This window comes from Leuconostoc sp. XM4, assembly GCF_055698815.1.
Window position 1 is genome coordinate 649,093 of sequence record NZ_CP134507.1, and the last position, 26,505, is coordinate 675,597.

A 26,505-nucleotide genomic window follows, 5' to 3' on the forward strand; every position below is an offset into this window, starting at 1 on the left:
TGCAAGATTATTAGATTTCTTCAAATCAGGTAGGTGCTAAATTTATGAATGTTACATCAATTATTGCTTTTATATTTGTGTTTGGCGTGCTCGTTACAGTGCATGAATTTGGACATTTTTTTGTCGCGAAAAAATCTGGTGTATTAGTTCGTGAATTTGCAATTGGAATGGGACCAAAACTGCTCAGTTGGAAGCGAAATCATACAGCCTATACTATTCGCATACTACCTGTAGGTGGGTATGTTCGTATGGCTGGCATGGATGAAGAACCCGATCTGGATGCAGGTCAACGATTACGTTTGACTTTTAATGAACAGGGAAAAGTCACAAAAATAGATACACAAATAGATGAGGCTGGGATCGGTGTGCCTTTCCAAGTTGATTCGTTCGATTTAAGTGACGCTTTGACCCTGACGGGATATTCAGACAATGCCACAGACATGACGACTGTACATGTTGATCATGATGCAACGATTATTGAGGAAAATGGTGTTGAGGTTCAGGTTGCGCCACGAGATGTATGGCTACAAAGCGCCAAAGTATGGAAACGTGCGTTAATTAATATTGCTGGTCCAGTTATGAACTTTATATTAGCCCTGGTTATTTTTTCAGGAGTAGGGTTTGCCATCGCTAGTGTGGGTTTAAATGAACCTATTATTGGCACCGTTCAAAAAAATATGCCGGCTGATCAAGCTGGTCTAAAAGCTGGTGACGAAATCACACAAATTGATAGGGTCAAAACGACTACTTGGGACCAAGTTGCCAATGCTATTGGTAACTCTAAGGAAAGTCAGCTGAACATCACAGTGTTACGCAATGGTCACAAAAAGCAGGTTGAAGTGAGACCAAAAACTGTTAAAATAAATGGTGTGCAGACTAAACAAGTTGGTATCATCGAAAAAACACACACTGATACCATTTCACGTCTAAAGTATGGTTTAATAAATACAGGTGCGACAATTAGCCAAATATGGCATGCATTAAGCCATCTATTTACTGGTGGCTTTAGCTTAGATAAGCTTGGTGGCCCTGTGTCTATTGCTAAAACAACTTCATCCGTAGCAAAAACAGGATTCTTAAACATATTAATATTTATGGCTATGCTATCACTTAATTTGGGTATTATGAATCTAATTCCAATTCCAGCATTGGATGGTGGTAAACTCATTTTGAATTTGTTGGAGGGTATATTACGTCGACCTTTGCCACAGTCATTTGAAAACGCTGTAACTATCGTTGGCGCTGTATTTATGATTATTTTAATGATTGCCGTCACTATAAACGATATTTTAAGATAAAAACTGGTGCTATCGGCACCGTACATAACAACAAAACATAAGGGGAATTCATGAAACAGTCGAAATTATTAATGCCAACATTGCGGGATATTCCAGCAGAGGCTGAAGTAAAAAGCCATCAACTTTTGCTAAAAGCAGGGTATATTCGCCCAATTGCAGCGGGAATGTTTTCATATTTACCATTAGCAAAACGAGTTTTAAATAAAATTGAAACAATTATTCGTGAAGAGATGGATAAGATTGATGCCAACGAAATGTTGGTACCCGAAGTCTTACCAGCCGAGCTATGGCAACGCTCTGGTCGTTATGAAACATACGGACCAGCTTTATATAAGTTTAAAAATCGTCAAGATCGCGATTTTATTTTGGGTCCTACGCACGAAGAAACTTTTACGCAATTAATTGCTGATGAAATTAAGTCATACAAGAAATTACCATTGACTGTTTATCAAATTCAGGCAAAGTTCCGTGATGAAAACCGACCACGTTTCGGTCTATTACGTACTCGTGAATTTATTATGAAAGATGCTTACTCATTTAGTGCTGATCAAGAAGGCTTGGATGAGGCATTTCATAATATGGAAGAAGCCTACACCAATATCTTTGATCGACTAGGGCTCGAGTATCGTGCAATAGTTGGCGATGCTGGTGCTATGGGTGGATCAGATTCTAAAGAATTTTCGGCACCTGCTGCAGCTGGTGAAGATACGATTGCTTATTCTGATGCAACAGATTATGCGGCTAATCTTGAAATGGCTAAGGACTTTTACGAACGTCGATCTGCAACAGCTGAACAGTTGGCGCTTGAAAAAATTTCAACCCCTAACGAAAAGACAATTGATGATGTTGCCACACTTTTGGATAAGCCAAAGAATGAATTAGTTAAGACGATTATGTTCGTTGCAGATGACGAACTAGTTGCTGTTGTGACAACTGGCGATTTTGAAGTCAACGAAGTTAAGGTTCAGAATTATTTACATGCTGATTCTTTGGTTATGGCTGAAGAAGTGGATGTTCGTAAAGCAGTTGGTGCTGGATTTGGTTCATTGGGACCAGTTGGATTACCAGAAGAAGTTAAGCTTTTAGTTGATGAGAGAGCAGCTGATCTAGCTAATTTTGCCGCTGGTGCTAATGAAGATGGGATGCATTATGTCAATATTAACTGGAATCGTGATGTTGACTTACTCGTAGAAAATGTTAGTGATTTCCGTACAGTACGCGAGGGTGATTTAGCCATAGATGGTAAGGGTAAATTACAGTTTACTTCAGGTATTGAAATTGGTCATATTTTTAAACTTGGTACGCGCTACTCGAAAACCTTAGGCGCACAAGTTCTGGATAATAACGGACGCCAAACCGATGTTATCATGGGATCGTATGGTATCGGTGTCTCACGTTTATTGAGTGCTATTGCCGAACAAAAGGCTGATGAAGATGGCTTAGTTTGGCCTGCTAGCGTAGCACCATTTGACATTCATATTGTTCCAATTAACATGAAGGATGAAGACCAAGCTCGTGTGGCTGAACAGCTAGAGACATTGTTGGTAGCGCAAGGCATGGAAGTATTAGTTGACGACCGTAAAGAACGAGCTGGCGTTAAGTTTGCTGATGCGGACTTGATTGGCCTACCAATTCGTATTACAGTCGGTAAAAAGGCTGACGAAGATGTCGTAGAAGTCAAAGTTCGAGCAAGTAACACAAACATTGAGATGCGAGTTAGCGAAGTCGTGGATTCTGTCTCAGTACTGCTAAATGCGTCAGAAAAATAAGTATATTTAAAATTGCCGATATTTTATCGGCTTTTTTACTCAAGTAGAGGATAAAATGAAGTTAACGCAACAAGAACAATTACAGCACTTACTTACGCATATTCAACTGCCAGAAGAAATTCATCATTATTTTGATGACGGTTGTTTGTCTCAAGTTGATGTTTCAGTTAGTCAAAAAATGTGGCTTTTTCATGTCGAAATTGAACAGATACTGCCGGTAAATGTATACATGCAATTTCAGCAGTATTTACGAACTGCGTTCACTAATATAGCAGTGGTTCAACTTAAGATCACCACGCCAGTGCAGCAAGTTAACGAAGAAGTTGTCAACTCTTATTGGCATCTAGCGCTACAAGAATCAAGTCTTAACCATGCGACAACGCAGCAACTTGCTAGCAACACAATACTAAAGACAATTGAAACGAACCACTTTGGTGTTGCAGTCGGCGCATCAATTTTGTATCGCGCACTGACTGCTGAGGTTATCGATTCAATTGCGACAGTTTATCATTCTTTTGGATTACCAAAAATTAAGTTGACTCCAAAATTGGATGAACAACTTGAGCAAGAAATTCAAGAAAATGTGGCACAACATCATGCTAGAGCGCGTGAAGATTTGCAGAAAGCAATTGTTGCCAATGAACAATCAAAGCCTAAAGTTTCTAGCGAAGGTGTTGCATTAGCTTTAGGGCGTAAGATACCTGCTGATGCTGAAATTACACGTTTAGATAGTATCGATGGTGAAGAAAATCGTGTCGTTATAGAAGGATATATTTTTGCGGAAGAAATAAGAGAGCTACGTTCTGGACGGAAACTACTAACACTCAAATTGACAGATTATTCAAGCTCGATTTCTGCTAAGAAATTTTCAAACAATGAGAATGACGAAGCTGTTTTTGACGGTTTAAAGTCTGGTTTGTGGGTGCGATTAAGTGGAAATATTCAAGAAGATCAATACGCACGTGAATTGGTGATGAACATATATGATTTGCAGGTTGTAGATCATGCTAATCGACAAGAAGTTTATCAAGGTGAAGAAAAACATATTGAATTGCATGCACACACTAATATGTCAGCGATGGATGCAGTTACTGATTTTTCAGGCGTTGCGAAATTAGCAAAAAGCTGGGGGCAAACTGCCTTGGCTGTTACTGATACTGGTAATGTTCAGGGATTCCCTGAGGCATCAGCTGCTGGTGCAAAAAATGGTTTGAAAATGATTTATGGCATGGAAGCTAACTTGGTTGAGGATGGTGAGCCTATTGGCTTTAATTTAGATCAAACCGAGTTATTGAATAAAGACACTATTTTTGTAGCTTTTGATCTTGAAACAACTGGTTTATCGGCAGTGACAGATCGTATTATTGAGTTATCAGCGGTTAAAATGCAGTTGGGTAACGTAATTGAGAAGTTCTCAGAGTACATTAATCCTGGATTCCCACTTTCTGAGTTCACCACCAAGTTAACTTCTATTACCGATGCTATGGTTGCCAATTCAGATACCGAAGAAAATATTATTAAACGTTTTCGTGAATGGTCTGGAAATGCCGTCTTGGTTGGGCATAATGTTACATTTGATGTTGGCTTTATGAATGCTGCCTATACTCGCTATAATCAACCCATTATCACGAATGCTATTATTGATACGTTACCATTTACACGCTGGTTATACCCTGATTATAAGTCTTATAGATTAGGCACAATCGCCAAGCGTTTCAATATTAATTTGGAACAAGCGCATCGCGCTATTTTTGATGCAGAAACCACTGGACATATCGCTTGGCGATTAATTAAGGAAGCACACGAACGTTATAATTTGAACCGACATAATGAGTTGAATGATCGCATGACTGAAGGAGACGCTTGGAAGCACGGGCGTCCCGTGCATGCCACTTTGCTAGTTCAAAATGCAACAGGTTTGAAAAATTTATACAAATTAGTGTCTCGATCTAACATTGAGTTTTTTGCTCGGGTACCACGTATTCCGCGTTCTATATTGGAACAGTATCGCGAGGGGCTACTTGTAGGAACGGGTGATACCAGCGGTGATGTGATTATTTCTTTGATTGAAAAGGGTATTCAGGAAGCAGAGAAAAAAGCAGCGTATTACGACTTTATCGAAATACAACCAACGGCAAATTATCAACCGATGATTGAGTCAGGGTTAATTGCAACGGAAGAAAAGTTGCAGAGTATTTTGAAAGATATGGTGGCTATTGGAGATAAACTTAAAAAGCCTGTTGTAGTTACTGAAGATGTAAAGTATACAAACCCAGAAGACAAAATATATCGCAATATTTTAATCGCTACACAGCCCGGTAATCCACAAAATCGCACAGCTTTACCAGATTTGAATTTCAAGACAACCCAGGAATTACTTGACGATTATGCTTTTATGGGCGCTGATTTAGCAAAAAAGTTGGTCATTGATAATACACATTTAGTTGCTAATATGCTTGAAGATATTGAACCTTTGAAAAGCGGATCTTATCCACCAAATATTCCTGGCGCTGGTGATGAATTAACTGAGAGAACTTATCGAACAGCTAAACAATGGTATGGTGAGCCAATACCCAAAGAAATACAGGCCCGTATTGATCAAGAATTGAAAGCGATTATTGGAAACGGTTTTGCGCCGCACTATATCATTGCGCAAAGATTAGTTGCTAAGTCAGTTAAGGACGGCTATTTAGTCGGTTCACGTGGATCAGTTGGCTCCTCTTTTGTAGCTACAATGTCTGGAATCACAGAAGTAAATCCATTACCGCCTCACTATCGTTCTGCACATGGAGACTACTTTGAATTGGTTGATCCGAAAGAATATGAATCTGGTTATGATTTGCCTGAAAAAGAAGACCCAAATCATCCAGGTGAATTTTTAATTGGGGATGGACAAAACATTCCTTTTGAAACTTTCATGGGCTTCACAGGAAATAAAGTGCCTGATATTGATTTGAATTTTTCTGGTGATTATCAACCAATTGCTCATAATTATATGAAAGTTTTGTTTGGCGAACATAATGTATACCGCGCTGGAACCATTGCGACCGTTGCTGAAAAAACAGCTTTCGGCTATGTTAAAGCTTATGAGCGCGAACATGACCAACATTACCGTGGTGCTGAAATAGAGCGTTTAGCGCAGGGGATGACGGGTGTGAAACGTACTACTGGACAACATCCGGGTGGTATTTTAATTGTGCCGCGTGAATATGAGGTCTACGATTTTACTCCGATTCAGTATCCTGCGGATGATCAAAAGTCCCTTTGGCAAACTACGCACATGGATTATCATTCAATCCACGATAATTTGCTCAAGATGGATATATTGGGTCACGATGATCCCACAATGGTGCGTACATTAAAAGATATGTCTGGTATTGATCCACAGTCAATACCTGCAAATGACCCAGGCGTATTAAGCTTATTTACCTCAACTGAAGCTTTGGGTGTTACGCCGGAACAGATTTTTTCCAATACTGGCACACTAGGATTACCAGAGTTTGGTACAAACTTTGTGCGAGGAATGTTGGCAGAAACACAACCGCACACATATTCAGAATTATTACAAATTTCTGGTCTATCGCATGGAACTGATGTTTGGTTAGGCAATGCTAATGAATTAATTGAAAATGGAACAGCCACCATTGGAACAGTAATTGGAACACGTGATAAAATCATGACTGATTTGATTAATTGGGGTGTTCCTGCTGCAGATGCTTTTAATATTATGGAAAAGGTCCGTAAAGGGAAAGGAATAACAGAAGAATATCAGAAACAGCTACGTGAAGAAAAAATTCCAGAATGGTATATCCAATCAATGCTTAAAATCAAGTATATGTTCCCACGGGCGCATGCTGCTGCCTATGTGTTAATGGCATTGAGGATTGCGTACTTTAAGGTTTATTTTCCAACAATCTATTATGCAACTTACTTTTCTGTACGTGCTGATGCATTTGATATCGTAGCAATGAGTCGGGGGAAAGATGCCACCAAAGCTGCTATTCAGAAGTTGAAGTCACTTGGAAATGATGCAACAGTTGGGGATAAAAACTTATTGACTGTTTTAGAAATGGCCAATGAAGCCTTGGAGCGTAACATTACTTTCGCTATGGTTGATTTAAACAAGTCTGAGGCGCTTGAGTGGGTGATTGATGGGGACACCTTGATTCCACCTTTCGTTTCTTTGCCAGGCTTGGGTGATAACGTTGCTAAGCAAATTGTAGCTGCACGGACCGAAAAACCATTTATCAGCAAAGAAGATTTAAAGAAACGTGGTAAGGTTTCACAAACAATTATTGAGTTTATGACATTGCATTCTGTTTTAGATGGATTACCAGATGAAAATCAGTTAAGCTTGTTCGATTTTTAATTATTATGTTAAACTTTTAATACAGATATGCAGTTGTTGTTCATCTATCTGTTCGTATTAAAGGGAGAAAAAAATGAAACATGAATGGCATCAAAAAGTCGCTGGATATTATGAATATGTCTTGAACATTATGATGATTTTGATTGGTATCGTAATATTTGGATTTTTAATACGTGAAATCTGGAATTTAGCACAGATGCTATCGATCAAGAATATCTCAGGACATTTCACTGAATTAGCTGAACAAATCTTAATTGTATTTTTGTTTTTTGAATTTTTGGGGATAGGCAGAGAGTATTTTGTCAAAGATGCTCATATTTCTACTGATAACTTCTTGTATATTGGTGTGACAGCGATAGTTCGTGCTATGCTGGTATATCACGATCAAACTTATAAGACCTTAATGCTGGCAGCTGCAATATTTTTATTGATTTCAGCGCAAGCTATTTATCGCTATTTCCGGCCTAAATACAGATCTTAAAAACTAATTATTAGTTTAATAATTAGTTTTTTATTTTGTGCCTATAAAATAATATGAATCATCTATGCTATTAAACAACCATTTCATGGTATGATAATAAAAGAAATTTTATCAAAATTGGACGGGAACATGACTAAAAACATTGTCGTACTCGGCAGCTTGAATGTCGATAATATTATGAAAATGCCACGTATGCCACTGGTTGGTGAAACGATGGCACTTACTGAAGTAACAACAGCACCAGGTGGTAAAGGGGCTAATCAGGCAGTTGCCGCATCACGACAAGGAGCAAATGTTTCATTTATCGGTGCTGTTGGGAATGATGCAAATGGACAGTTTATGAGAGCAACATTACTCACCAATGGTGTCAATGTGGACGCAGTGTCAACAAATAGTGATGTGCCAACTGGATCAGCATACATTATGTTGCAAGAGAGTGGTGCAAACACAATATTGATTCATGGTGGGGCAAACCAAGCCTTAACGATTGAGGACATAAATAAAGCGTTAATTGCGCAAGCTGATGTGCTAATCGCACAATTTGAAGTGCCGTTCGAAGTTATTTTGGCGGCATTTAAAATTGCTAAAAAAAATAATGTGCAAACAATCCTAAATCCAGCTCCGGCTGTGTATGAACTTACTCCAGAATTAATGGCTGTCACTGATATTGTGCTGCCCAATGAAACAGAAGCGCAATTACTGACGGGCATCAATGTTATTAATGACGAGGGTGTTTTAAACCGAGTTAGCGATGCCCTACAAGCGAAGGGAGTCCAACGGAGTATTATCACATTAGGAGAAGCGGGATCATTTATCGCTGATGGTCAAAAAAGATGGTGGGTACAACCTGAAAAGGTAGACGCACAAGATACTACCGCGGCAGGTGACACTTTTATTGGTACATTAGCCAGCGTCATAGCACCTGATTTTAGTAATTTAGATGATGCTGTGCAGCGGGCCAACATTGCTAGTGCAATCGCTGTAACACGTCCAGGTGCTATTCCTTCAATTCCTACAGATAAAGAGGTTGATAACTATTGATGTTGCCTGAAGACTTTAAAAATAAATACAATCGGATCCTCGGTGATGAGTATGAAGATTTTTTATTGAGTTTTGATGAACCGGTTCAAAAAGCGTATCGTGTGAATCCGTTAAAGTCACATCCTGTCATCAGTGATACAGAAGATCATGGTAATCTTCCCTATGGTAAATGGGGACATTTTGGAGCTGTCAACGGGCATTCAGTAGATCACGTTACTGGTGTGGTTTACTCCCAAGAACCGTCAGCGCAATTTGTGGGTGAGGTTGTTCGGCCAAATCCTGGCGAACGCGTTTTAGATTTAGCCGCTGCGCCAGGTGGAAAATCAACCCATCTAGCAGCATTCATGGGACAAAAAGGGCTATTATGGTCTAACGAAATATTTTTAAACCGCGCTAAAATTTTGAGTGAAAACATTGAGCGTATGGGTATTAAAAATGCGATTGTCAGTTCACATACACCAGCTGAGCTGAGTTCAAAATTACCTGCTTTTTTTGATAAAATTTTATTAGACGCCCCTTGTTCTGGTGAGGGGATGTTTCGTAAAGATCCTGGTGCGATAGCCTATTGGCACGAACATTATCCAGCAGAGAACGCCATGAGGCAGCGTGAAATCCTCACAGAAGCTGTTAAAATGCTTCGTCCGGGAGGGCAGATAGTTTACTCGACTTGTACATTTGCTCCAGAAGAGGATGAGCAAATAATCAATTGGCTCATGGCGGCGTATCCTGAATTTAGTTTGGTTTCGATTGAAAAGCCGGATGGCGCTAATCTTAGTGATGCACGTCCTGAATGGATAGACGAAGCTTTTGTCAATGGAACAACTGAGCACAGTGCGACGACGACAAAAGATGTGATGAAAAAAGCTGCAAGATTGTGGCCACATAAGCTGGAAGGGGAAGGACATTTTGTGGCGAAGCTTGTTAAGGCTAATGGTGATTACGATGATGTATCTGTTGTCAAACCGCTTAAGAACAAACCATTAGATAAACAACAACGTGAAATCTTATCTAATTTTTTTGAGGAAGCACTGATTACATTTGATCAAAAAGCGAATGAATATGTTTTGTTTGGTGACCACTTGTATATGGCACCAATTGGTACACCAGATATTTCAAGTATGAAAATATTACGTCTTGGCCTTGAATTAGGTCTGTTTAAGAAAAAAAGGTTCGAGCCAGCACATGCGTTAGCTCTGGCTTTAAACCCTGATGAAGTTAAACAGTCGTATGAAATGAATCCTGAGGAGTGGGCACAATTTGTCCACGGAGATGTCATTCAGACAAGGCTGGACCTAGACAAAGGTTGGGTATTAATGACTGCTAATGGCAATGGTGCTGGATGGGGACGCTACGTTAACGGACAAATTAAGAACTTTTTTCCAAAAGGATTGCGATTTGTTGTTAAAAAATAAAGTGTGTCGGGACATTTTTTTTAAAAAAACAAGGACTGAAAATGGCCTTGTTTTTTCTTCGCGGTCACGTAAAATGTATTAATGTTAGTATCTGAGAAATTGCTACACTAAACAAGATTATTTACTTGAAAACAAGGTGAAATGGGAGAAATTATCATGAATAGGTCAACAAAAATTTTTACTGGTTTAGCAGCTGCTGCTGTGATTGCAGGTGGCATTTATGCAGCTACCAGTCACAACTCATCTAGCTCAAAAAATGCAAATAAAAGTGCTACTTTAGGATTGGTCTTAGATGTTGGTGGTGTTGATGATCATTCCTTTAATCAATCAGCATGGGAAGGCGCAAAATCTTATGCCAAGGAAAACAATTTAAAGGCTGGACAAAATGCAGCAGTTACATATTTTAATACAAAAAGTCAGTCAGATTTAAATCAGAATTTTAATTTGGCTACAAAAAGTAAAAAATATGACATTGTCTACGGTATTGGTTACTCGTTAAACCAATCAATCAGCAAATCAGCAAAACTTAATCCAAAACAGAAGTTTGTGCTAGTTGATGATATTGTCAAAAACCGTAAGAATGTAGCAAGTGTGATGTTCCGTTCGGAACAATCTTCTTACTTAGCTGGTGTAGCTGCAGCAACCAAAGCAAAAGAAAATGGTGAAAAAACAGTAGGATTTATTGGTGGTATCCATGGAAACATCATTGACGCTTTTGATGCAGGATTTGAAGCGGGCGTGAAAGCAACGGATTCATCATTGACAGTTCAAAAACAATATGCAGATTCTTTCTCTGATTCTGCCAAGGGGAAGACTATTGCGGCTGCTATGTATGCTTCTGGTATTCGCACAATTTTTGCAGCCGCAGGATTTGTCGGTAATGGCGCATTTGCTGAAGCTAAGGCTGAAAATACAAAGTTAGATGCAGACTCAAAAGATCGTTTGTACATTATTGGTGTTGACCGTGATCAAAAATCTGACGGATCATATACATCAAAGGATGGGAAAAAGGTCACATCGACGATGGCCTCTTCAATTACTTCAGTTGGCGATGGTGTGAAAAACATTGCTGATAAATATAATAAAGACAAGAAGTTCCCTGGTGGTAAAACAATCGCTTATGGCTTGGACGATCATGGTGTTTATTTAACAAAGTCTGAATTGACTAAGTCTCAAAAGGCCGCAGTTAAAAAGGCAGAAAAGTCAATTATCAATGGTAAAATTACAGTACCAAATCATCCTAAGGGTTCACAATTTAACCAAAACTTTTAAATACTAGAAGCTATTCATTTGAATAGCTTTTTTTGTACTTAGCTGTTGCTATTTGGTACTATATTCGTTCAAGAAGTTTATTGGTAGCAAAGCATTTGACCGAAATACTTGTTATAATATTAATTAGACAAATCAGGGAGAAAATAAGACATGGCTTTTGACAAAACTGTAACGATACCTGGCGATAAAACATATAAACTTAGTAATAATATTAAAAAATATACACTTGGAGATCTTGGCTTTATTACAAATAAAGCTGGTGTACATATATTACACCGTGCTTTAGAACCAGAAAAAGCGCTCGATAATGCTATTCAATTGAAAGTCTCAATCAATCAAGAACTGACTGGATTTAAAATGAGTACAGTTTCTGCTGGAGATGTTGTCCGAGTTGATATTTTCAAAAACAATAATGCTGCTGAGTTGGTGAAACTTTATTATTTTTTCGTGAATGAGTTAATTGAACGAGGCGTTCTGGAAGAAATAAATGAATAAATTTCTTTTGAAGTGGTTAATGCAGGAGGCCTAAGTAATTAATTATGACAAAATTTTATTTTGTACGACATGGGCAAACTGAATGGAATCTTGAGCGCCGTTTTCAAGGTGGGCATGGTGATTCTGAATTGTTACCTTCGAGTTACAATGATATGAAAAAAGTGGGCAAGTTCTTGAGTAAAATCAAGTTTGACCACATTTATGCTTCGCCAATACGTAGGGCACGTATTACTGCGATTAACATCGCTAAACAACTAAAATATAAACCTGCTTTATCTTTGCGGTCAAATCTAGCTGAAGTTGGTTTGGGCGCATGGGAAGGTGAACTAGTTGCTAATGTAAAAGAACAGTATGCATCAAGCTTTGACAACTACCGCAATGATTTAGATAAATTTGAAGGTAAAGAATTTGGTGGCGAGGGATATACAAAAGCTGAAGCCCGGTTTGTTCGTTTTATTAAAGCAACCGCTAATAATTTCCCAGAAAGCAATATTTTAATTGTTTCTCATGGTATGGAACTGTCTTTTGGAATAAATGGCTTACTAAAGCAACCCCGTATGAGCATTCGTGAGCGGGGGGGCTTGACTAATACATCAACGACTATTTTATCAACTACTGATGGTGAGAATTTTGTGATAGAGGACTGGAATAATACCAGTTATCTGAATAAGAAACAGGATGATTCGACAACAATTTGATGGCATACCCGGAAAAACAATTAGATAAAATAACTGGCACGTTACAAAACGTTATTTTTTCATCGACAGAATCCTATTTTAAAATTTTGTCGGTACATATTGAAGAATCAACTTTAGAAGATTGGCAAGAGCCAGAAATGATTGCCACTGGAACATTTGCTGACGTCCAAGAAGGAAGTGTATACGGATTTTATGGCCAATTGGTTCGACATCCAAAGTACGGACAGCAATTTAAAGTCGATCATTACGAAAATGAACTGCCTCCCGATGAAAACGGGTTGATTAAGTATTTTGCTAGTGGCCAATTTACTGGAATTGGTAAAAAAACGGCTGAAAAAATTGTTAATCATTTGGGATTGAATGCTGTCAATCTAATTCTAGATGATGCAAAAATTCTTGACGGTATTGTAAAAGCAGAAACAGCTCGAAAACTGGCGCGTACGTTGCGACTTAACTTAGGTCTAGAACGCTTGTTCCAAATTGGCAATCAATTTGGTATTGGTGCGGACATTGCCGGACGTTTATATGATCAATACGGTAACGAGGCACAAGACATTTTAACGCAAGATCCTTACCGTTTAGTATTTGAATTTGATGGCATTAGTTTTAAAAAAGCCGATGATATTGGTCATAAGGTTGGTGTAGATAAATTCGATGAACGGCGTATGCAAGCCGCTGTTTACGCAACAATTATGAATGTGACGTTTCAATATGGTCATATGTTTTTATCACACGATCAACTATTATTGTCGGTCGAGCAAATGTTGCATCAAAACAATACCGAAATGTCGAATCAAATTCAAAAGGCCATCCAGAGCTTAATTGAAAGCAATATTTTGGTTAACGATGATGGCCGTTATTATGCGAAAAGGTTGTACATTGCTGAAAAAGAAACGGCTATTAACTTAAAACGATTATTAAATACAAGTTCTCCATTGAATATAACAGCAAATGATATTAATGAATCATTTGTGACGCCTGGACAAATGACGCTCGATCAGACACAAGTTGAGGCGGTTAAAACTGGGTTGAAATCACAAATTTTCTTGTTAACAGGTGGACCAGGAACTGGAAAAACGACAATTATCCGCACAATGGTCGCCACTTGGAAGAAAATGATTCAAAATCGTGCAAAGTTTGCAGACAATACTAAAGATTTTCTCAAAAATTATCAGGTCAGAATGGCTTCACCAACAGGACGTGCAGCAAAGCGGATGACCGAGGTAACGGGTTATGATGCTTCGACAATCCATCGGCTACTGGGTATTGCTGATTTGGATGAGCCAGAGTTTAATGCGGATAATCCTATCGCAGGCGGTCTACTAATAATAGATGAAGCGTCGATGCTAGACATTGAATTAACTTCAAAATTGCTAGCAGCGGTTCCAAATGGGATGAAGGTAATTATCGTCGGAGATAGCGATCAACTACCGTCGGTTGGACCAGGCAATGTATTAGAGGATTTAGTGAGTAGCGGAGATATCACTCATATTGAATTAGAAGTTATCTATCGACAAGGCCGTGGGAGCAGTATTACTGAACTTGCAACGCATATTAAAAACGGTGAGTTACCAGCAGATTTCTTAGAGAATCAACCAGATCGTTCGAGTTTTATGGTAAATTCAGAGCAAGCTTCGCAAGCAATTGAACAAGTGGTTGCATTGGCGATTAAAAAAGGTTACACGCAAGACGATTTACAAATATTAACCCCAATGTACAAAACATCTGCCGGTGTAATTGCCTTAAATCAAATGGCTCAAAAATTGTTCAACCCGCTTAAATCAAATCAAAAAAGTTTGCAGTTTGGAATGACAATTTTCCGAAAGGGTGATAAGGTCTTACAGCTAGAAAATGACAGCGAGCGAGACGTTTATAACGGAGATATGGGCAAAATAATTGCTGTCCAGTACAAGTCTGACATTGGCAATGATGATAATGAAGATCGCCTCATCATTGATTTTGATGGTAAAGAATTGGCTTATCCCAAAAAAAATTTGAATCAACTGTCATTAGCGTACGCTACGACCGTCCATAAAGCACAAGGTAACGAGTTTCAATTGGTTATTATGGTTTTGACAAATCATTTTGGTTTAATGCTTAATCGAAATTTATTGTATACAGGAATTACCAGAGCCAAAGAGGCTTTGATTCTTGTGGGAGAATACACCGCATTTGAACGTGCTTCACGCACACTGGTGCCGAAAAGATTCACATTCCTGCAACAAAGGTTGAGTCACAGCAAAACTGAAGTTAATGAGCACGATAGTTCAGATGAATCGGAAACTATCCCTGAAAAAACACCTCATTTGACAACAACAATGGTTATTAGTAGTGCGGTTAATCCGATGATCGGAATGGAAAATATTACCCCATATGATTTCATGTAATCGTTTTCATATAGTATAATGTATAATATAATAATGAATGGAGAACTTTATGACACCAGCATATGAGCTATTTAACCTTGGCAGTAATGATGAACTGGCAGGTGAAATATCAACAATTTTAGGTGTACCATTAGCCCCAATTGATATCAAAACATTTGCTGATAATGAAATATATGAGCGAATTGAAAATACTGTTCGTGGTCGGAATGTGTATGTCATTCAAGGAATTACGGCGCCGGTGAATGATAATTTCATGAAATTGATGATTTTTATTGATGCAGCACGTCGTGCTTCTGCCAATTCAATCAACGTCATTATTCCCTATTTCGGTTATGCACGTTCAGACCGAAAAGCCCGTTCTCGAGAACCTATTTCAGCACGTATGATTGCCAATATGTTGGAGTCGCAGGGCGTAAAACGGGTCATGACGATGGATTTACATGCGGATCAGGTTCAAGGATTCTTTGATATTCCTGTAGATCATTTGCTAGCCATGCCGGCTTTGGGGCATTACTTTTATGCTAATGATTTGTTAGGGGATGATTTAGTTGTTGTTGCGCCGGATCATTCTAGTGTTGCTCGTGCACGCAAGTTTGCCAAACTTTTACATGCAGATTGGGCACTAGTTGACCGACGTGTTGATAGCGTTCGCCCAGATACACCATATCAAATTACTGGTAATGTGGCTGGCAAACGTGCTATTTTAATCGATGATATCATTGATACAGGAACAAGTATGGTCCTTGCCAGTGAAGCAGCTGCTAATGCAGGTGCGATTGAAATTTATGCTGTTGCTACGCACGCTGTGTTGTCAGATAACGCGGTTGATCATCTTGAAAAAGCACCAATTGATCATGTTGTTGTAGCAAATACTGTTGAAATAGCCGAACATAAAAACATGAGTAAGCTGAAAGTATTGTCTGTGGCCGAATCATTTGCTGAAGCAATCAGACGCATCAATGTGTTTGAAAGTATTGAGGATGTGCTGAAAAGCCCAGACAATTTGGACGTAATGTTATGAAAATAGTGGATCTAGAATCTTTTTTATCTCCTGAATGGGGGAAAACAAGTAATGGATTTGTTACAACTCAATTTGGCGCAGCGTTGGAATTTATGGTTCAAGGTGCGCAAGAAGTCACTTTAAAGTTTGCAAAAAAATACGAGGGTCTATCGCTGGTATTGTCTCTTAACGGAGAAAATTGGCATGAAATTAACGTTGAAAATAATGTACTCAAATTATCAGTAACTGACGGACACTATATTTTGTTGGTACGGTCTATTGCTGGTAATCAAATGACACTATGGACTAATCCAATCACATTAGTTTCGGGTCAAATTGATTCTGGAGAGCTAGCCCCAATTGCAACCAATGTAAATTACATTACATTTATTGGTGATTCCATTACTGCTGGTGAGGAAATGATTGAACATGAGCCACATCCAGAGCTAAGCTACCCTGAATTGATTGCTGAAATACTCCATAAGCCACTAGCTCGGATTGGCTATGGGGGTTCAGGTTTAACGCCGAGTGCTCCTTTTCAGGAACCAACGGCTGTTGAGGCATTGTGGCATGTTGCTCCGAATGTTGAGCGTCCTAGGGTGTCTTCTGATTTAGTAATTGTTAATTATGGCACAAACGACTATAATTATGGTGCAACGGTGCAAGATTTTTGTTTTGGGTTACGGGTGTACTTGCTTGAGCTAATTAAACGTTTCCATGATGCCAAGATAGTGCTCCTAGTGCCTTTCAACGGTGCGTTTAAAAAAGTTTTTGAGCAAGAGATAAAACGCTTCGATTGTTTTGTTTTATTGGATACTACGCCGTGGAAAATTTCGCCACAACAAGTGCATCCGAATATTTTGGAGCACGAGCGCGTGGCAAAACTACTTTTAGGAGGATTGATTTAAGATGGTATATGCAGCAGATGAACAACGTTACGAAAAGTTACCTTATCGCCGAGTTAGTGATTCTGGTCTTATTTTACCGGCAGTTTCGTTTGGATTGTGGCGTAATTTAGGTGATCAAATGCCACTTGAAAATTCCAGGAATGTGATTTTAAAAGCGTTTGATAGTGGTATCTTTAGTTTTGATAACGCATCAAATTATGGGCCAAGCAATGGCACAGCCGAAGTGACATTTGGAAATGTTTATCGTAATGATTTAAAACCTTATCGTGATGAATTGGTGATTACGACGAAAGCCGGTTATCATATGTGGCCTGGACCATTAGGCGAATTTTCTGGCAAGAAAACATTAGTTGCCGCGCTGGATTTGAGCTTACAACGGATGGGACTAGATTATGTTGATATCTTTTATGCACACCGTTGGGATCCAAACACACGTTTAGAGGAAACTGCTCGTGCGTTAGACTTGATTGTAAAACAGGGTAAGGCGCTTTATGTTGGTGTTTCGAACTACACTGCCGAGCAAACAAAAGCAATCACTAAAATATTCGATGAACTTGGTACACCATTTATTGGTAACCAAGTATCTTATAACATGTTGAACCGCACAGCTGAAAAGGATGGTCTTTTGGATGTCTTGGATCAAAATCATGCGGGTCTTGTAGCCTATGGACCACTTGCTGAAGGCTTATTGACTGATCGTTATCTGAAAGAAATTCCTGCTGATTATCCAATCCATCCAACAAACCAATTCTTATTTAAGAACGGTAAGGATGCCTTAATTGCCAAGCTAAATGCTTTAAATGCAATTGCGCAAGGCCGTGGACAAAAATTGTCACAAATGGCGCTAGCTTGGTTATTAAAGGATGAACGCGTTGCAACAGTCGTCATTGGTGCAAGTAAGGTTGAACATTTAGTTGACAACTTAAAGTTTTCCGATAATTTAGATTTCTCTGCGGCTGAACTTAAAGAGATCCAAGCTATTTTAGACAAATAAATACTGAATGTATCAGGAATCAGTTTTGTACTGGTTCTTTTTTGTTGTCCAAAAAGAAACCGTTTACAATCCAAACGTTCGACAAATTTTGTCAGATCGTGAAAATACTTATCAAAAAACGAACTATATCTTTATTTATTATAAAAATATAATTTAAAAACATACAAAATTGTCAATATAATTGTTAAACTATAGTTATTAACAAACAAAGAGGCCAGTCATGACAAAAGTTTTGATTATCGGTTCTGGTGCACGTGAGCATGCGCTAGCACAGACATTTTTAAAAAGTCCACAAGTAGATGAAGTCATTGTTACACCCGGAAATGATGGGATGACAGATGACCATTTACGACGAGTTGAGATTCCAGTGACGAATTTAATTGAACTAAGGGATTTTGCAAACCAAGAACACGTTGATCTAACGTTTGTTGGCAATGAAGAGCCGTTGACACTAGGTATCGTTGACGTATTCACAGAAGCCTCCTTAAAAATATTTGGTCCAACAAAAAAAGCAGCTCAACTTGAAGGTTCTAAATCATTTACGAAGAACATTCTTCAAAAGTACAATATTCCAACTGCGCAATCAATGACCGTAACTTCTTTTAATGAAGCGAATCAAGCTATTGCAAAATTTGGTTTTCCAATTGTTTTTAAGCTAGATGGATTGGCTTTGGGCAAAGGGGTCACTATTATTGAAAATGCCGCTGATGCTCAAGAATATTTGGAAAAGTTATACACGCAAAATGTTGATGTCAAATTGGTTATTGAGGAATATCTGAAAGGAGTCGAGTTTTCTGTATTTACATTAGTGGGTCAAAACGGTGCAATGACTCATGCGCCTTTAGCACAAGACCATAAACGTCGTTTTGATGGTGATGAAGGACCTAACACCGGTGGAATGGGGGCTTATAGCCCAGTGAAATGGATTTCAGATCAAATTCGTCAGGAAACTATTGAAACTTTAGTTAATCCAACAGTGAAAGCAATGGTTGAAGAGCACGCGTCATTTACTGGTGTCTTATATACAGGCGTCATGTTAACTGAAGAAGGTCCTAAAGTCATTGAATTCAATGTACGCTTTGGTGACCCTGAGGCACAAGTAGTATTACCTCAATTTGAGGGTGATTTTTATCAATTAATTTTGCAGCTATTGTCAGGTGAAAAACCAGCGTCACATTGGCAAGAGGAAGAAGTGTATGTTGGGGTTGTTCTAGCAGCGAAGGGTTATCCTGAACGTCCTCAAAAAGGAGCAATCGTTCCTCAAATCCCATTAGTGACTAATTATGCTGGCGTCAAATTGGCGAACACGGTGTTGCATTCAAATGGCGGGCGTGTAGCCACTGTTATTGCTCATGACAAAAATGTGAAATTGGCACAAGAAAAAGTTTATAATGTATTAGATAAGACACCGATGGATTTACAATATCGTCACGATATTGCTTATCAAGCTGTTCAAAAATTATAAAGGGAAACAAACATGCAAACAGATATTGAAATTGCCCAATCCGTTGAAATAAAACCAATTACCGAAATTGCTACTGCTGCAGGGCTGCAGGCTAATGAAATTGAACCCTATGGATACGATAAAGCAAAAATTAATTTGGATCCATCTATCGTGCGTAAGCAAGAATTGGGTAAGTTGATTTTGGTTACGTCAATTAATCCAACTCCCGCCGGCGAAGGAAAATCAACAGTAACGGTTGGTTTGGCTGACGCGCTAAATTTGGCCGATAAAAAGACGATGATTGCGCTACGTGAACCCTCCTTGGGGCCTGTGATGGGGCTTAAAGGTGGCGCAACTGGTGGTGGCTTTGCACAAGTCGTTCCAATGGCTGATATTAATTTACATTTTACTGGAGACTTCCATGCATTAACATCAGCTCATGATACACTTGCTGCATTATTAGATAATAGTATTCACCAAGGAAATCCATTAAATATTGATCCACGTCGTATTTTGTGGAAACGCGTAGTAGATATTAATGATCGTGAATTGCGTCATGTCACTGTCGGATTAGGTGGACCAACTTCAGGTGTTCCGCGTGAAGATGGTTTTGACATTACTGTAGCTTCTGAATTGATGGCTATTTTAACACTCTCAACTGATTTAATGGATATGAAAGAGCGTATCAAGCGTATTGTTGTTGGTTATACCTACAGCAAAGAACCAGTGACTGTTGCTGATTTAGGTGTTGCTGGCGCCTTAACTGTTTTGTTGAAGGACGCTATCAAACCCAATCTTGTCCAAACACTGGCACACACACCGGCAATTATTCACGGTGGTCCATTTGCTAACATCGCTCAAGGAACTAACTCTATTTTGGCAACCAAAACAGCTCTGAAATTAGCAGATTATGTTGTAACGGAGGCGGGATTTGGTGCAGACTTGGGTGGCGAGAAGTTTCTAGATGTTAAGGTGCCGTTGCTTGGTAAAACGCCAGATACAATTGTTATTGTCGCTACCGTACGTGCTTTGAAACACCATGGTGGCGTTGCATTATCAAATTTGAATAATGAAGATGTCACTGCGCTCAGGAACGGCTTAGAAAATTTAGGTCAACACCTGACAGCGATGAATCGTTATGGCGTACCAGTGTTGGTAGCCATTAATCGCTTCACCTCGGATACGGAAGCAGAGTTACAGGTTATTAAAGACTACGTCCAACAATTTGGCGCAATAGCTTATACAACAGAAGTTTGGGCAAAAGGCGGTGCAGGGGCACAAGAGTTGGCTGCAGCTGTCATTAAAAAATCAGCTCAAGAAGCAGATTTTACACCACTATATCAAGCTGACGATTCAGCTATTGATAAACTAAATACTATCGTGCAAACAATATACGGTGGGACGGGTGTTGAATTATCAACTAAGGCACAAAAACAATTACAAGATTTTGAAAAATATGGTTGGGACAAGTTGCCAATTATTATGGCAAAAACGCAGTATTCATTTACAGATGATGCTAAAAAACTTGGGGCACCTAAAGATTTCAAAATTTATATCCGTGAATTCGTACCAAAACTTGGGGCTGGATTTTTAGTCGCATTAACGGGAAACATCATGACAATGCCTGGATTACCAAAACATCCAGCGGCATTGGATATTGATATTGATGAGAATGGTACAATTACTGGTTTGTTTTAGACTAAAAAATGGCCTTTTGGCCATTTTTTTATTACTTATTTTCTGGCTCGACATGGATTTCAACGTCAAAAATTTGGTACGCTTCAAATAATTTTTTTTCAATAAGTTTTGTGATGGCATGACTTTCTGCCACAGTCAGTTGTGGGTTCATTGTTACGACAATATCCAGGGCAATGTTTTCACTATAAGATCGACCTCTTATCTCTTTTACAGCGATGACACCAGGAATTCTGTTAACTGTCAAACGATACTGATCCAGTGTATGCTGATCAAAACCATCTGAAAGCATAAACACACTGTTTTTAAAAATATCAACTGCCATGTTAAGGATTAATAGAGAAATAATGATTGCCCCAGTAGCATCAAGCCATGAAAAATGAAATGAGGATGCGAGGATTGCCAACGTGGTGGCTATACTAGTAAAAATATCACTGAGGTTGTCCTTAGCAGCTGCAAGCAAAGCTGTGCTATGTACGTTTTTGGCCAACTTCTGGTTGTGTAAGTACAAAAAGCTAAGTAGGATGGCTGAAATAATGCCAACAATTGCGCTGAGGGGGCTAGGTGTGACTATTTGACCACTTAGGATATTTCTAAAAGCACTAAATAGAACTTGTAACGCAACGATTAACATAATTATTGAAGTAATCATGCTGGCGATGTTTTCTGATTTCCAGTGACCGTATTGGTGGTTTTTATCAGGTGGTCGGCGCGAAAAATGAAGCCCAATCAGCACCGTTAGTGACGCTAAAATGTCAGTTGAATTATTGAATCCATCAGCGATTAAGGCTTCCGAATGACCAATATTTCCAACTAGCAATTTCATAATAGTGATCAGACTATAGGCAGTAAGGCTGATAATAGCGCCACCTTCAGCGGCTTTAAGTTGTTCATAGCGTTTATTGAGCATTTTGGTACCTGCATATCAATGATAGATACATGTGCAAGAGTTCACTTTTATTATACAATGAAATACAGTTGTTCCACCAAATTTGACTTTCATTTTTGGTGGAGAATAAGCTCCTTTTAACGTTGTGCTTGAACCGTGTTAAACGAACAATATAAAGGTGTGTTATACTATATTTATGAAAACAGGAACAGTAAAAATTTGGCAAAAAGAACGTGGATATGGATACATTACACCCGATGAAGGTGGAGATGATGTCTTTGTTCATTTTAATGGTATTGATATGGATGGCTTTAAGTCATTGATTCAAGGCGAAAAAGTAGCGTACGTACTGGTACAAGGGTATAAGTCTTATCAAGCAGCCCAGGTTCGTCCACTTTCGGTTGAGGCAGCAGACGTTTAATGGTGGCATATCGTGAGACAGTAACATCGTCTAAGATAATTTATGAGGGGCCAATCTTCAGCGTTGAAACGCAAGATGTTGATCTTTATAATGGAAAAAAAGCTAAAAGAGATATTGTTCGGCACGTGCCTGCAATTGGCGTTTTAGCTTTTGTTGATGATGAACATATTATTTTAGAGAAACAATGGCGTGCCACAATTGGTGATTTTATTTTGGAAATTCCCGCTGGAAAATTGGATCAACGTGATTTTGACGAACCTCATCATGCAGTTGAGCGTGAACTAAATGAAGAATTACGTATGGCAGCGGGTTCTATTGAAAAAGCGTTAGGTTTTGTTGAAACAGTTGGTTTTTCTGATGCTTATATGCATTTATATGTTGCGAGAAATTTAACACCCATTGAACAAGATCAACAATTACCACGCGATTTAGGGGAGACAATGGATTTAGTAACCATGTCTTTTAGTGAAGTGAAATCGTTGTTTGATTCAGGAAAATTAATTGATCAAAAAACTGTCACAGCCTTTTTGTATTGGAATTACTTGCGGGGTTAATTTATGGATAAAATGTCACGTAAAGCAGCCAAAAAAGAGCAAAAGGCGCGTGAAAAAGAACGTATCAAAGTTGAAAAAGACTACGCTAGAAAACATCCAACTCAAGTTGAAATTGTCCAGCCAGAAACTCGAGAAGAGATGCGGTTAACACGTAAAGGACGTTATGAATTAGGGTCAGATGGTAAGCTAACAGCGAAAGGCAAATCAAAACGCTTAACGCATCGTTACAATGTAATTATTATTATTTTGATTTTATTAATTATTGCAACGTACGCTGCCTTTTTTTTAATTAACTAGTAAATTTGGAGAAAAAAATGAAAATAGGAATTATCACGCCAATGGCGGAGGAAAAGATTGCATTGTCTGCAATTCTTGAAAATACAGAAACAAGACAGCACGGCAGCACAACGATTACTTCAGGAACTTATAAAAATCATGAAGTAATGCTCACTGAGTCTGGTATTGGTAAAGTGGCTGCAGGTTCTGCTGCTACAGTGATGATTGATAATTTTAATCCTGATTTGATTGTTAACACTGGTTCTGCTGGTGCATTAGACCCCGATTTAAAAATAGGGGATGAAGTTATTGGCACACGTATTGCGTATTCAGATGTTGATGTGACAGCATTCGGATATGCTTATGGTCAATTGCCAAACAAGCCCTTATATTACGAAGCTGATCCAGCAGTGGTTGCTGATTTTAAGAATTTGACAGCGGGCAAAGAAGGCTTAATTGTTTCTGGTGATCAATTTGTTCAAGATGATGGTAAAAAGAAAATTTTGTCCCATTTTCCAGAGGCATTAGTTGCTGAGATGGAAGCAGCAGCGGTAGCACAAGTTGCTACACAGTTTGGAACCCCATTTATTGTATTACGTGGTGTTTCCGATTTAGCTAATGGAGAATCTAATATTGTCTTTGATGATTTCGTAGTTGAAGCTGGTAAGGCTTCAGCCCAGTTATTAATCAACTATATGGATCAAAAGAACTAAGCCGACAGGCTTTTTTTTGTACTGTGAAGTCAGTGCAGTGCTAGATATAGCTGATTTCTATGGTAGTTGGTATAGAGGTTAGTGTGCAAGCAAGTTAAGAATAATGTAAAATAGAAAATATATTAAATTTAAGGAATATAATAAAATGATTACTTCATATAACCAAAAATCTTGTGGGGACATACTTGTTGTTACACTTGCTCCTAACGCGGAAAAACAAATTGTGACTACTGTCGGAAACGTGACACGAATAAGTAATGCTGAAACAGGTCAGGCCACTGGGTTTAACATTGCTAATGTAGGTGCCGAATTAGGGATTATTGGAGAAAATGGTCAAATATTCTTAAACGAAGAGCAAATAAATATTCTTAACGCCAACATCAAATCAGCTGGATTTGATGAAATTATGAAGGTTTCACCTTCAAAACTTGTTATTGGTTTCGTTGAAAACCTTTCGAATCATCCAGATTCAGATCATTTACATATCACACAAACAAAAGTTAGTGACCAAAAAAGCCTTCAAATTGTCTCTGGATCGCCAAATATGAAAACAGGGATTAAAGTTGTGGTAGCTCAGCCTGGAACTATGATGCCTTCAGGCGCCTTGATATGGGATGGTGCATTACGCGGTGTGCCATCTTCAGGGATGATTGTTTCTGGACGAGAGTTACATTTACCGGGCGCTCCTGAAAAACCAGGTGCCTTGGTTTTACCAAATGATTTTGGTGAAATTGGCGATGTGTTTGACTTCGAAAAGGGTGCAACGCTCTATACAGATGGATTAGTTGATACAAATTATTAAGACAGGGGAAGTACAGCTCGTGTTGATCAATTGATTAATGCAGCTGAAAGTGTTGATAAGATGGTAGATAAAATTAGAAACGCACCTCATGTTTATCGAATATTCAATGATGAAAGTACAAAGTATCGGAAATTGGTGTTTGAGTTGCGAAAAGGTGAGTTACAGTATTTCACGTTTGTGATGGAGATCGTAAAAAAATGAGTAAAAAATATTATTTTATTGGCATCAAAGGTACTGGAATGGGACCGTTAGCACAAATTTTGCATGACCAAGGAAATGAGGTGCTTGGTTCAGATATTGATACGTACACATATACGCAAGCTCCATTAGAGGCAGCAGGTATTAAAATATTAACATTTGATGCAAGAAATATAGATGCCAATCAAGATGCTATTTTTGTGAGGGGAAACGCTTTTAATAATGATCAAATTGAAGTGGCTCGGGCATTAGAAATTGGTGTAACCATGGTTTCGTATCCAGAAGCTGTTCAAGAACAAATATCACAAACTACATCCATAGCAGTTGCAGGAGCCCACGGCAAAACGTCCACAACCGGATTACTAGCTCACGTGTTGAAGAATATTGCTCCTACCTCATATCTTATCGGAGATGGTACAGGACGAGGCGTGCCTAACTCACAATTTTTTGTTGTTGAGGCAGATGAATATCGTCGTCATTTTAAAGATTATGCCCCGGATTATGCGATTTTAACAAATATTGATTTTGATCATCCTGATTATTATACTGGCATTGAAGATGTAACGTCTGCATTTGCTGATTTTGCTAATAATGTTAAAAAGGCTATTTTTGCTTGGGGTGATGATGAGCACTTGCGTTCTTTGAAACCCTCAGCAGATGTTTACTACTATGGCGTCAATCCAGAAAGAGATGATTTTGTAGCGACTAATATTCACAAATCAACTCAGGGGTCGCATTTTGACGTTGTTTTTCGTGGTAAAGACTTAGGCGAATTTGCCGTTCCTTTATTTGGGCAACATGGTATTTTAAATGCGTTAGCAGTGATTGCTGTATCTTATATGGAAGAGGTTGACCTTGATTTAATTCGTCAATATTTGCTGACCTATCAGGGGGTTAAACGTCGTTTTAGTGAAAAGCAAATTGCTGATATTACAGTGATTGATGATTATGCTCACCATCCAACAGAAATTACAGCGACATTAGACGCGGCACGCCAAAAGTATCCCAATAAAAAAATTATTGCCATTTTCCAACCGCATACTTTTTCACGCGTAATTGCGTATAAAGACGAATTTGCTAGCAGTTTAGAAGCGGCAGATCAAGTTTATCTAGCCAATATTTTTGGCTCTGCACGAGAACAAGCCGGAACGATTACTTCCAAGGACTTAGGATCTGAAATTAGTAAGTTTGGTGGCATCATTGAAGAAAACGACATGAGTCTGTTAATGCCATATGAAAATGCTGTAATGGTCTTTATGGGCGCTGGTGACATTGAAAAATATGAATTTGCTTATGAAAAGCTACTTGGCCAATTGAGAACAGACTTGACTTAATATCTATTTAATGTGATTTCTGTTATAATTGATATAACCAGAATTGTTTAGAATA

22 protein-coding genes are annotated in these 26,505 nt (G+C 38.6%); 21 read left to right on the top strand and 1 reads right to left on the bottom strand.

Annotated features, from left to right (window positions below):
* Positions 1–44 precede the first annotated feature (44 nt).
* The 15 genes from rseP to RHP64_RS03455 all read left to right on the top strand — a co-directional run bounded on the left by rseP (position 45) and on the right by RHP64_RS03455 (position 21,266).
* Positions 45–1,298, top strand: a complete 1,254-nt coding sequence (gene rseP / locus RHP64_RS03385) for an RIP metalloprotease RseP (RefSeq protein ID WP_025267904.1) — start codon at positions 45–47, stop codon at positions 1,296–1,298.
* 50 nt (positions 1,299–1,348) lie between these two features.
* Positions 1,349–3,067, top strand: coding sequence for a proline--tRNA ligase (locus RHP64_RS03390; protein ID WP_025267905.1), 1,719 nt, complete (start codon positions 1,349–1,351; stop codon positions 3,065–3,067).
* Between the two features lie 55 nt (positions 3,068–3,122).
* Positions 3,123–7,436 (top strand): PolC-type DNA polymerase III, encoded by a 4,314-nt coding sequence (locus RHP64_RS03395; protein WP_025267906.1) that lies wholly within the window; start codon positions 3,123–3,125, stop codon positions 7,434–7,436.
* 73 nt (positions 7,437–7,509) lie between these two features.
* Positions 7,510–7,917, top strand: coding sequence for a phosphate-starvation-inducible protein PsiE (locus tag RHP64_RS03400; protein WP_011679488.1), 408 nt, complete (start codon positions 7,510–7,512; stop codon positions 7,915–7,917).
* Positions 7,918–8,046: 129 nt separating this feature from the next.
* Positions 8,047–8,958, top strand: a complete 912-nt coding sequence (rbsK, locus tag RHP64_RS03405; protein WP_025267907.1) for a ribokinase — start codon at positions 8,047–8,049, stop codon at positions 8,956–8,958.
* Complete coding sequence (locus tag RHP64_RS03410; protein WP_038534118.1) at positions 8,958–10,370, top strand: RsmF rRNA methyltransferase first C-terminal domain-containing protein; 1,413 nt, start codon at positions 8,958–8,960, stop codon at positions 10,368–10,370. Before rbsK ends, RHP64_RS03410 begins: the two co-directional genes overlap by 1 nt.
* 156 nt (positions 10,371–10,526) lie before the next feature.
* Positions 10,527–11,642, top strand: a complete 1,116-nt coding sequence (locus RHP64_RS03415) for a BMP family lipoprotein (protein ID WP_014324482.1) — start codon at positions 10,527–10,529, stop codon at positions 11,640–11,642.
* Positions 11,643–11,792: 150 nt separating this feature from the next.
* Positions 11,793–12,137 carry a DUF1831 domain-containing protein gene (locus RHP64_RS03420; RefSeq protein WP_010289985.1) on the top strand — a complete coding sequence of 115 codons (345 nt, stop codon included), beginning with the start codon at positions 11,793–11,795 and terminating at the stop codon, positions 12,135–12,137.
* A gap of 44 nt (positions 12,138–12,181) precedes the next feature.
* The gene (locus tag RHP64_RS03425) at positions 12,182–12,835 is read left to right on the top strand and encodes a histidine phosphatase family protein (protein ID WP_014324483.1); all 654 of its coding nucleotides are present in this window, start codon (positions 12,182–12,184) and stop codon (positions 12,833–12,835) included.
* Positions 12,835–15,222, top strand: a complete 2,388-nt coding sequence (recD2, locus tag RHP64_RS03430) for an SF1B family DNA helicase RecD2 (protein ID WP_025267909.1) — start codon at positions 12,835–12,837, stop codon at positions 15,220–15,222. Before RHP64_RS03425 ends, recD2 begins: the two co-directional genes overlap by 1 nt.
* A gap of 49 nt (positions 15,223–15,271) precedes the next feature.
* Complete coding sequence (locus RHP64_RS03435; RefSeq protein ID WP_014324485.1) at positions 15,272–16,243, top strand: ribose-phosphate diphosphokinase; 972 nt, start codon at positions 15,272–15,274, stop codon at positions 16,241–16,243.
* On the top strand, positions 16,240–17,130 hold the full coding sequence (locus RHP64_RS03440) for an SGNH/GDSL hydrolase family protein (protein ID WP_014324486.1): 891 nt from the start codon (positions 16,240–16,242) through the stop codon (positions 17,128–17,130). The genes RHP64_RS03435 and RHP64_RS03440 overlap by 4 nt, the downstream gene beginning before the upstream one ends.
* Position 17,131: 1 nt before the next feature.
* A complete protein-coding gene (locus RHP64_RS03445; protein WP_011679495.1) occupies positions 17,132–18,124 on the top strand; it encodes an aldo/keto reductase in 993 nt (330 codons plus the stop codon).
* 220 nt (positions 18,125–18,344) lie between these two features.
* On the top strand, positions 18,345–19,589 hold the full coding sequence (gene purD / locus RHP64_RS03450; RefSeq protein ID WP_025267911.1) for a phosphoribosylamine--glycine ligase: 1,245 nt from the start codon (positions 18,345–18,347) through the stop codon (positions 19,587–19,589).
* A gap of 12 nt (positions 19,590–19,601) precedes the next feature.
* The gene (locus RHP64_RS03455) at positions 19,602–21,266 is read left to right on the top strand and encodes a formate--tetrahydrofolate ligase (protein ID WP_025267912.1); all 1,665 of its coding nucleotides are present in this window, start codon (positions 19,602–19,604) and stop codon (positions 21,264–21,266) included.
* Positions 21,267–21,297: 31 nt separating this feature from the next.
* Here the strand turns inward: RHP64_RS03455 and RHP64_RS03460 are convergent, their stop codons facing one another.
* The gene (locus RHP64_RS03460; RefSeq protein ID WP_025267913.1) at positions 21,298–22,173 is read right to left on the bottom strand and encodes a cation diffusion facilitator family transporter; all 876 of its coding nucleotides are present in this window, start codon (positions 22,171–22,173) and stop codon (positions 21,298–21,300) included.
* A 175-nt stretch (positions 22,174–22,348) separates the two neighbouring features.
* Here RHP64_RS03460 and RHP64_RS03465 point away from each other — a divergent pair, with 175 nt between their 5' ends.
* From RHP64_RS03465 to murC, 6 genes are all read left to right on the top strand, one after another.
* Entirely contained in the window at positions 22,349–22,573 is a 225-nt protein-coding gene (locus RHP64_RS03465; protein WP_004164295.1) for a cold-shock protein, read from the top strand.
* Entirely contained in the window at positions 22,573–23,127 is a 555-nt protein-coding gene (locus RHP64_RS03470; RefSeq protein WP_014324489.1) for an NUDIX hydrolase, read from the top strand. Before RHP64_RS03465 ends, RHP64_RS03470 begins: the two co-directional genes overlap by 1 nt.
* Positions 23,128–23,130: 3 nt before the next feature.
* Positions 23,131–23,424: a hypothetical protein gene (locus tag RHP64_RS03475; protein ID WP_014324490.1), complete on the top strand. Its 294-nt coding sequence runs from the start codon at positions 23,131–23,133 to the stop codon at positions 23,422–23,424.
* 17 nt (positions 23,425–23,441) lie between these two features.
* A complete protein-coding gene (locus RHP64_RS03480; RefSeq protein WP_011679500.1) occupies positions 23,442–24,116 on the top strand; it encodes a 5'-methylthioadenosine/adenosylhomocysteine nucleosidase in 675 nt (224 codons plus the stop codon).
* A 145-nt stretch (positions 24,117–24,261) separates the two neighbouring features.
* Positions 24,262–24,918 carry a YtpR family tRNA-binding protein gene (gene ytpR / locus RHP64_RS03485; RefSeq protein ID WP_004164291.1) on the top strand — a complete coding sequence of 219 codons (657 nt, stop codon included), beginning with the start codon at positions 24,262–24,264 and terminating at the stop codon, positions 24,916–24,918.
* A gap of 197 nt (positions 24,919–25,115) precedes the next feature.
* Positions 25,116–26,450: a UDP-N-acetylmuramate--L-alanine ligase gene (murC, locus tag RHP64_RS03490; protein WP_004164289.1), complete on the top strand. Its 1,335-nt coding sequence runs from the start codon at positions 25,116–25,118 to the stop codon at positions 26,448–26,450.
* The last annotated feature ends 55 nt before the right edge of the window (positions 26,451–26,505 follow it).

Bases quoted from the DNA above. Each gene is read 5' to 3' on its own strand.
- RHP64_RS03445 (WP_011679495.1), top strand. From the start codon at position 17,132: ATGGTATATGCAGCAGATGAACAACGTTACGAAAAGTTACCTTATCGC.
- RHP64_RS03410 (WP_038534118.1), top strand. From the start codon at position 8,958: ATGTTGCCTGAAGACTTTAAAAATAAATACAATCGGATCCTCGGTGAT.
- RHP64_RS03480 (WP_011679500.1), top strand. From the start codon at position 23,442: ATGAAAATAGGAATTATCACGCCAATGGCGGAGGAAAAGATTGCATTG.
- RHP64_RS03465 (WP_004164295.1), top strand. From the start codon at position 22,349: ATGAAAACAGGAACAGTAAAAATTTGGCAAAAAGAACGTGGATATGGA.
- RHP64_RS03400 (WP_011679488.1), top strand. From the start codon at position 7,510: ATGAAACATGAATGGCATCAAAAAGTCGCTGGATATTATGAATATGTC.
- recD2 (WP_025267909.1), top strand. From the start codon at position 12,835: ATGGCATACCCGGAAAAACAATTAGATAAAATAACTGGCACGTTACAA.
- ytpR (WP_004164291.1), top strand. From the start codon at position 24,262: ATGATTACTTCATATAACCAAAAATCTTGTGGGGACATACTTGTTGTT.
- murC (WP_004164289.1), top strand. From the start codon at position 25,116: ATGAGTAAAAAATATTATTTTATTGGCATCAAAGGTACTGGAATGGGA.
- rbsK (WP_025267907.1), top strand. From the start codon at position 8,047: ATGACTAAAAACATTGTCGTACTCGGCAGCTTGAATGTCGATAATATT.
- RHP64_RS03455 (WP_025267912.1), top strand. From the start codon at position 19,602: ATGCAAACAGATATTGAAATTGCCCAATCCGTTGAAATAAAACCAATT.
- purD (WP_025267911.1), top strand. From the start codon at position 18,345: ATGACAAAAGTTTTGATTATCGGTTCTGGTGCACGTGAGCATGCGCTA.
- RHP64_RS03390 (WP_025267905.1), top strand. From the start codon at position 1,349: ATGAAACAGTCGAAATTATTAATGCCAACATTGCGGGATATTCCAGCA.
- RHP64_RS03460 (WP_025267913.1), bottom strand. From the start codon at position 22,173: ATGCTCAATAAACGCTATGAACAACTTAAAGCCGCTGAAGGTGGCGCT.
- rseP (WP_025267904.1), top strand. From the start codon at position 45: ATGAATGTTACATCAATTATTGCTTTTATATTTGTGTTTGGCGTGCTC.
- RHP64_RS03440 (WP_014324486.1), top strand. From the start codon at position 16,240: ATGAAAATAGTGGATCTAGAATCTTTTTTATCTCCTGAATGGGGGAAA.
- RHP64_RS03475 (WP_014324490.1), top strand. From the start codon at position 23,131: ATGGATAAAATGTCACGTAAAGCAGCCAAAAAAGAGCAAAAGGCGCGT.
- RHP64_RS03420 (WP_010289985.1), top strand. From the start codon at position 11,793: ATGGCTTTTGACAAAACTGTAACGATACCTGGCGATAAAACATATAAA.
- RHP64_RS03395 (WP_025267906.1), top strand. From the start codon at position 3,123: ATGAAGTTAACGCAACAAGAACAATTACAGCACTTACTTACGCATATT.
- RHP64_RS03415 (WP_014324482.1), top strand. From the start codon at position 10,527: ATGAATAGGTCAACAAAAATTTTTACTGGTTTAGCAGCTGCTGCTGTG.
- RHP64_RS03435 (WP_014324485.1), top strand. From the start codon at position 15,272: ATGACACCAGCATATGAGCTATTTAACCTTGGCAGTAATGATGAACTG.
- RHP64_RS03470 (WP_014324489.1), top strand. From the start codon at position 22,573: ATGGTGGCATATCGTGAGACAGTAACATCGTCTAAGATAATTTATGAG.
- RHP64_RS03425 (WP_014324483.1), top strand. From the start codon at position 12,182: ATGACAAAATTTTATTTTGTACGACATGGGCAAACTGAATGGAATCTT.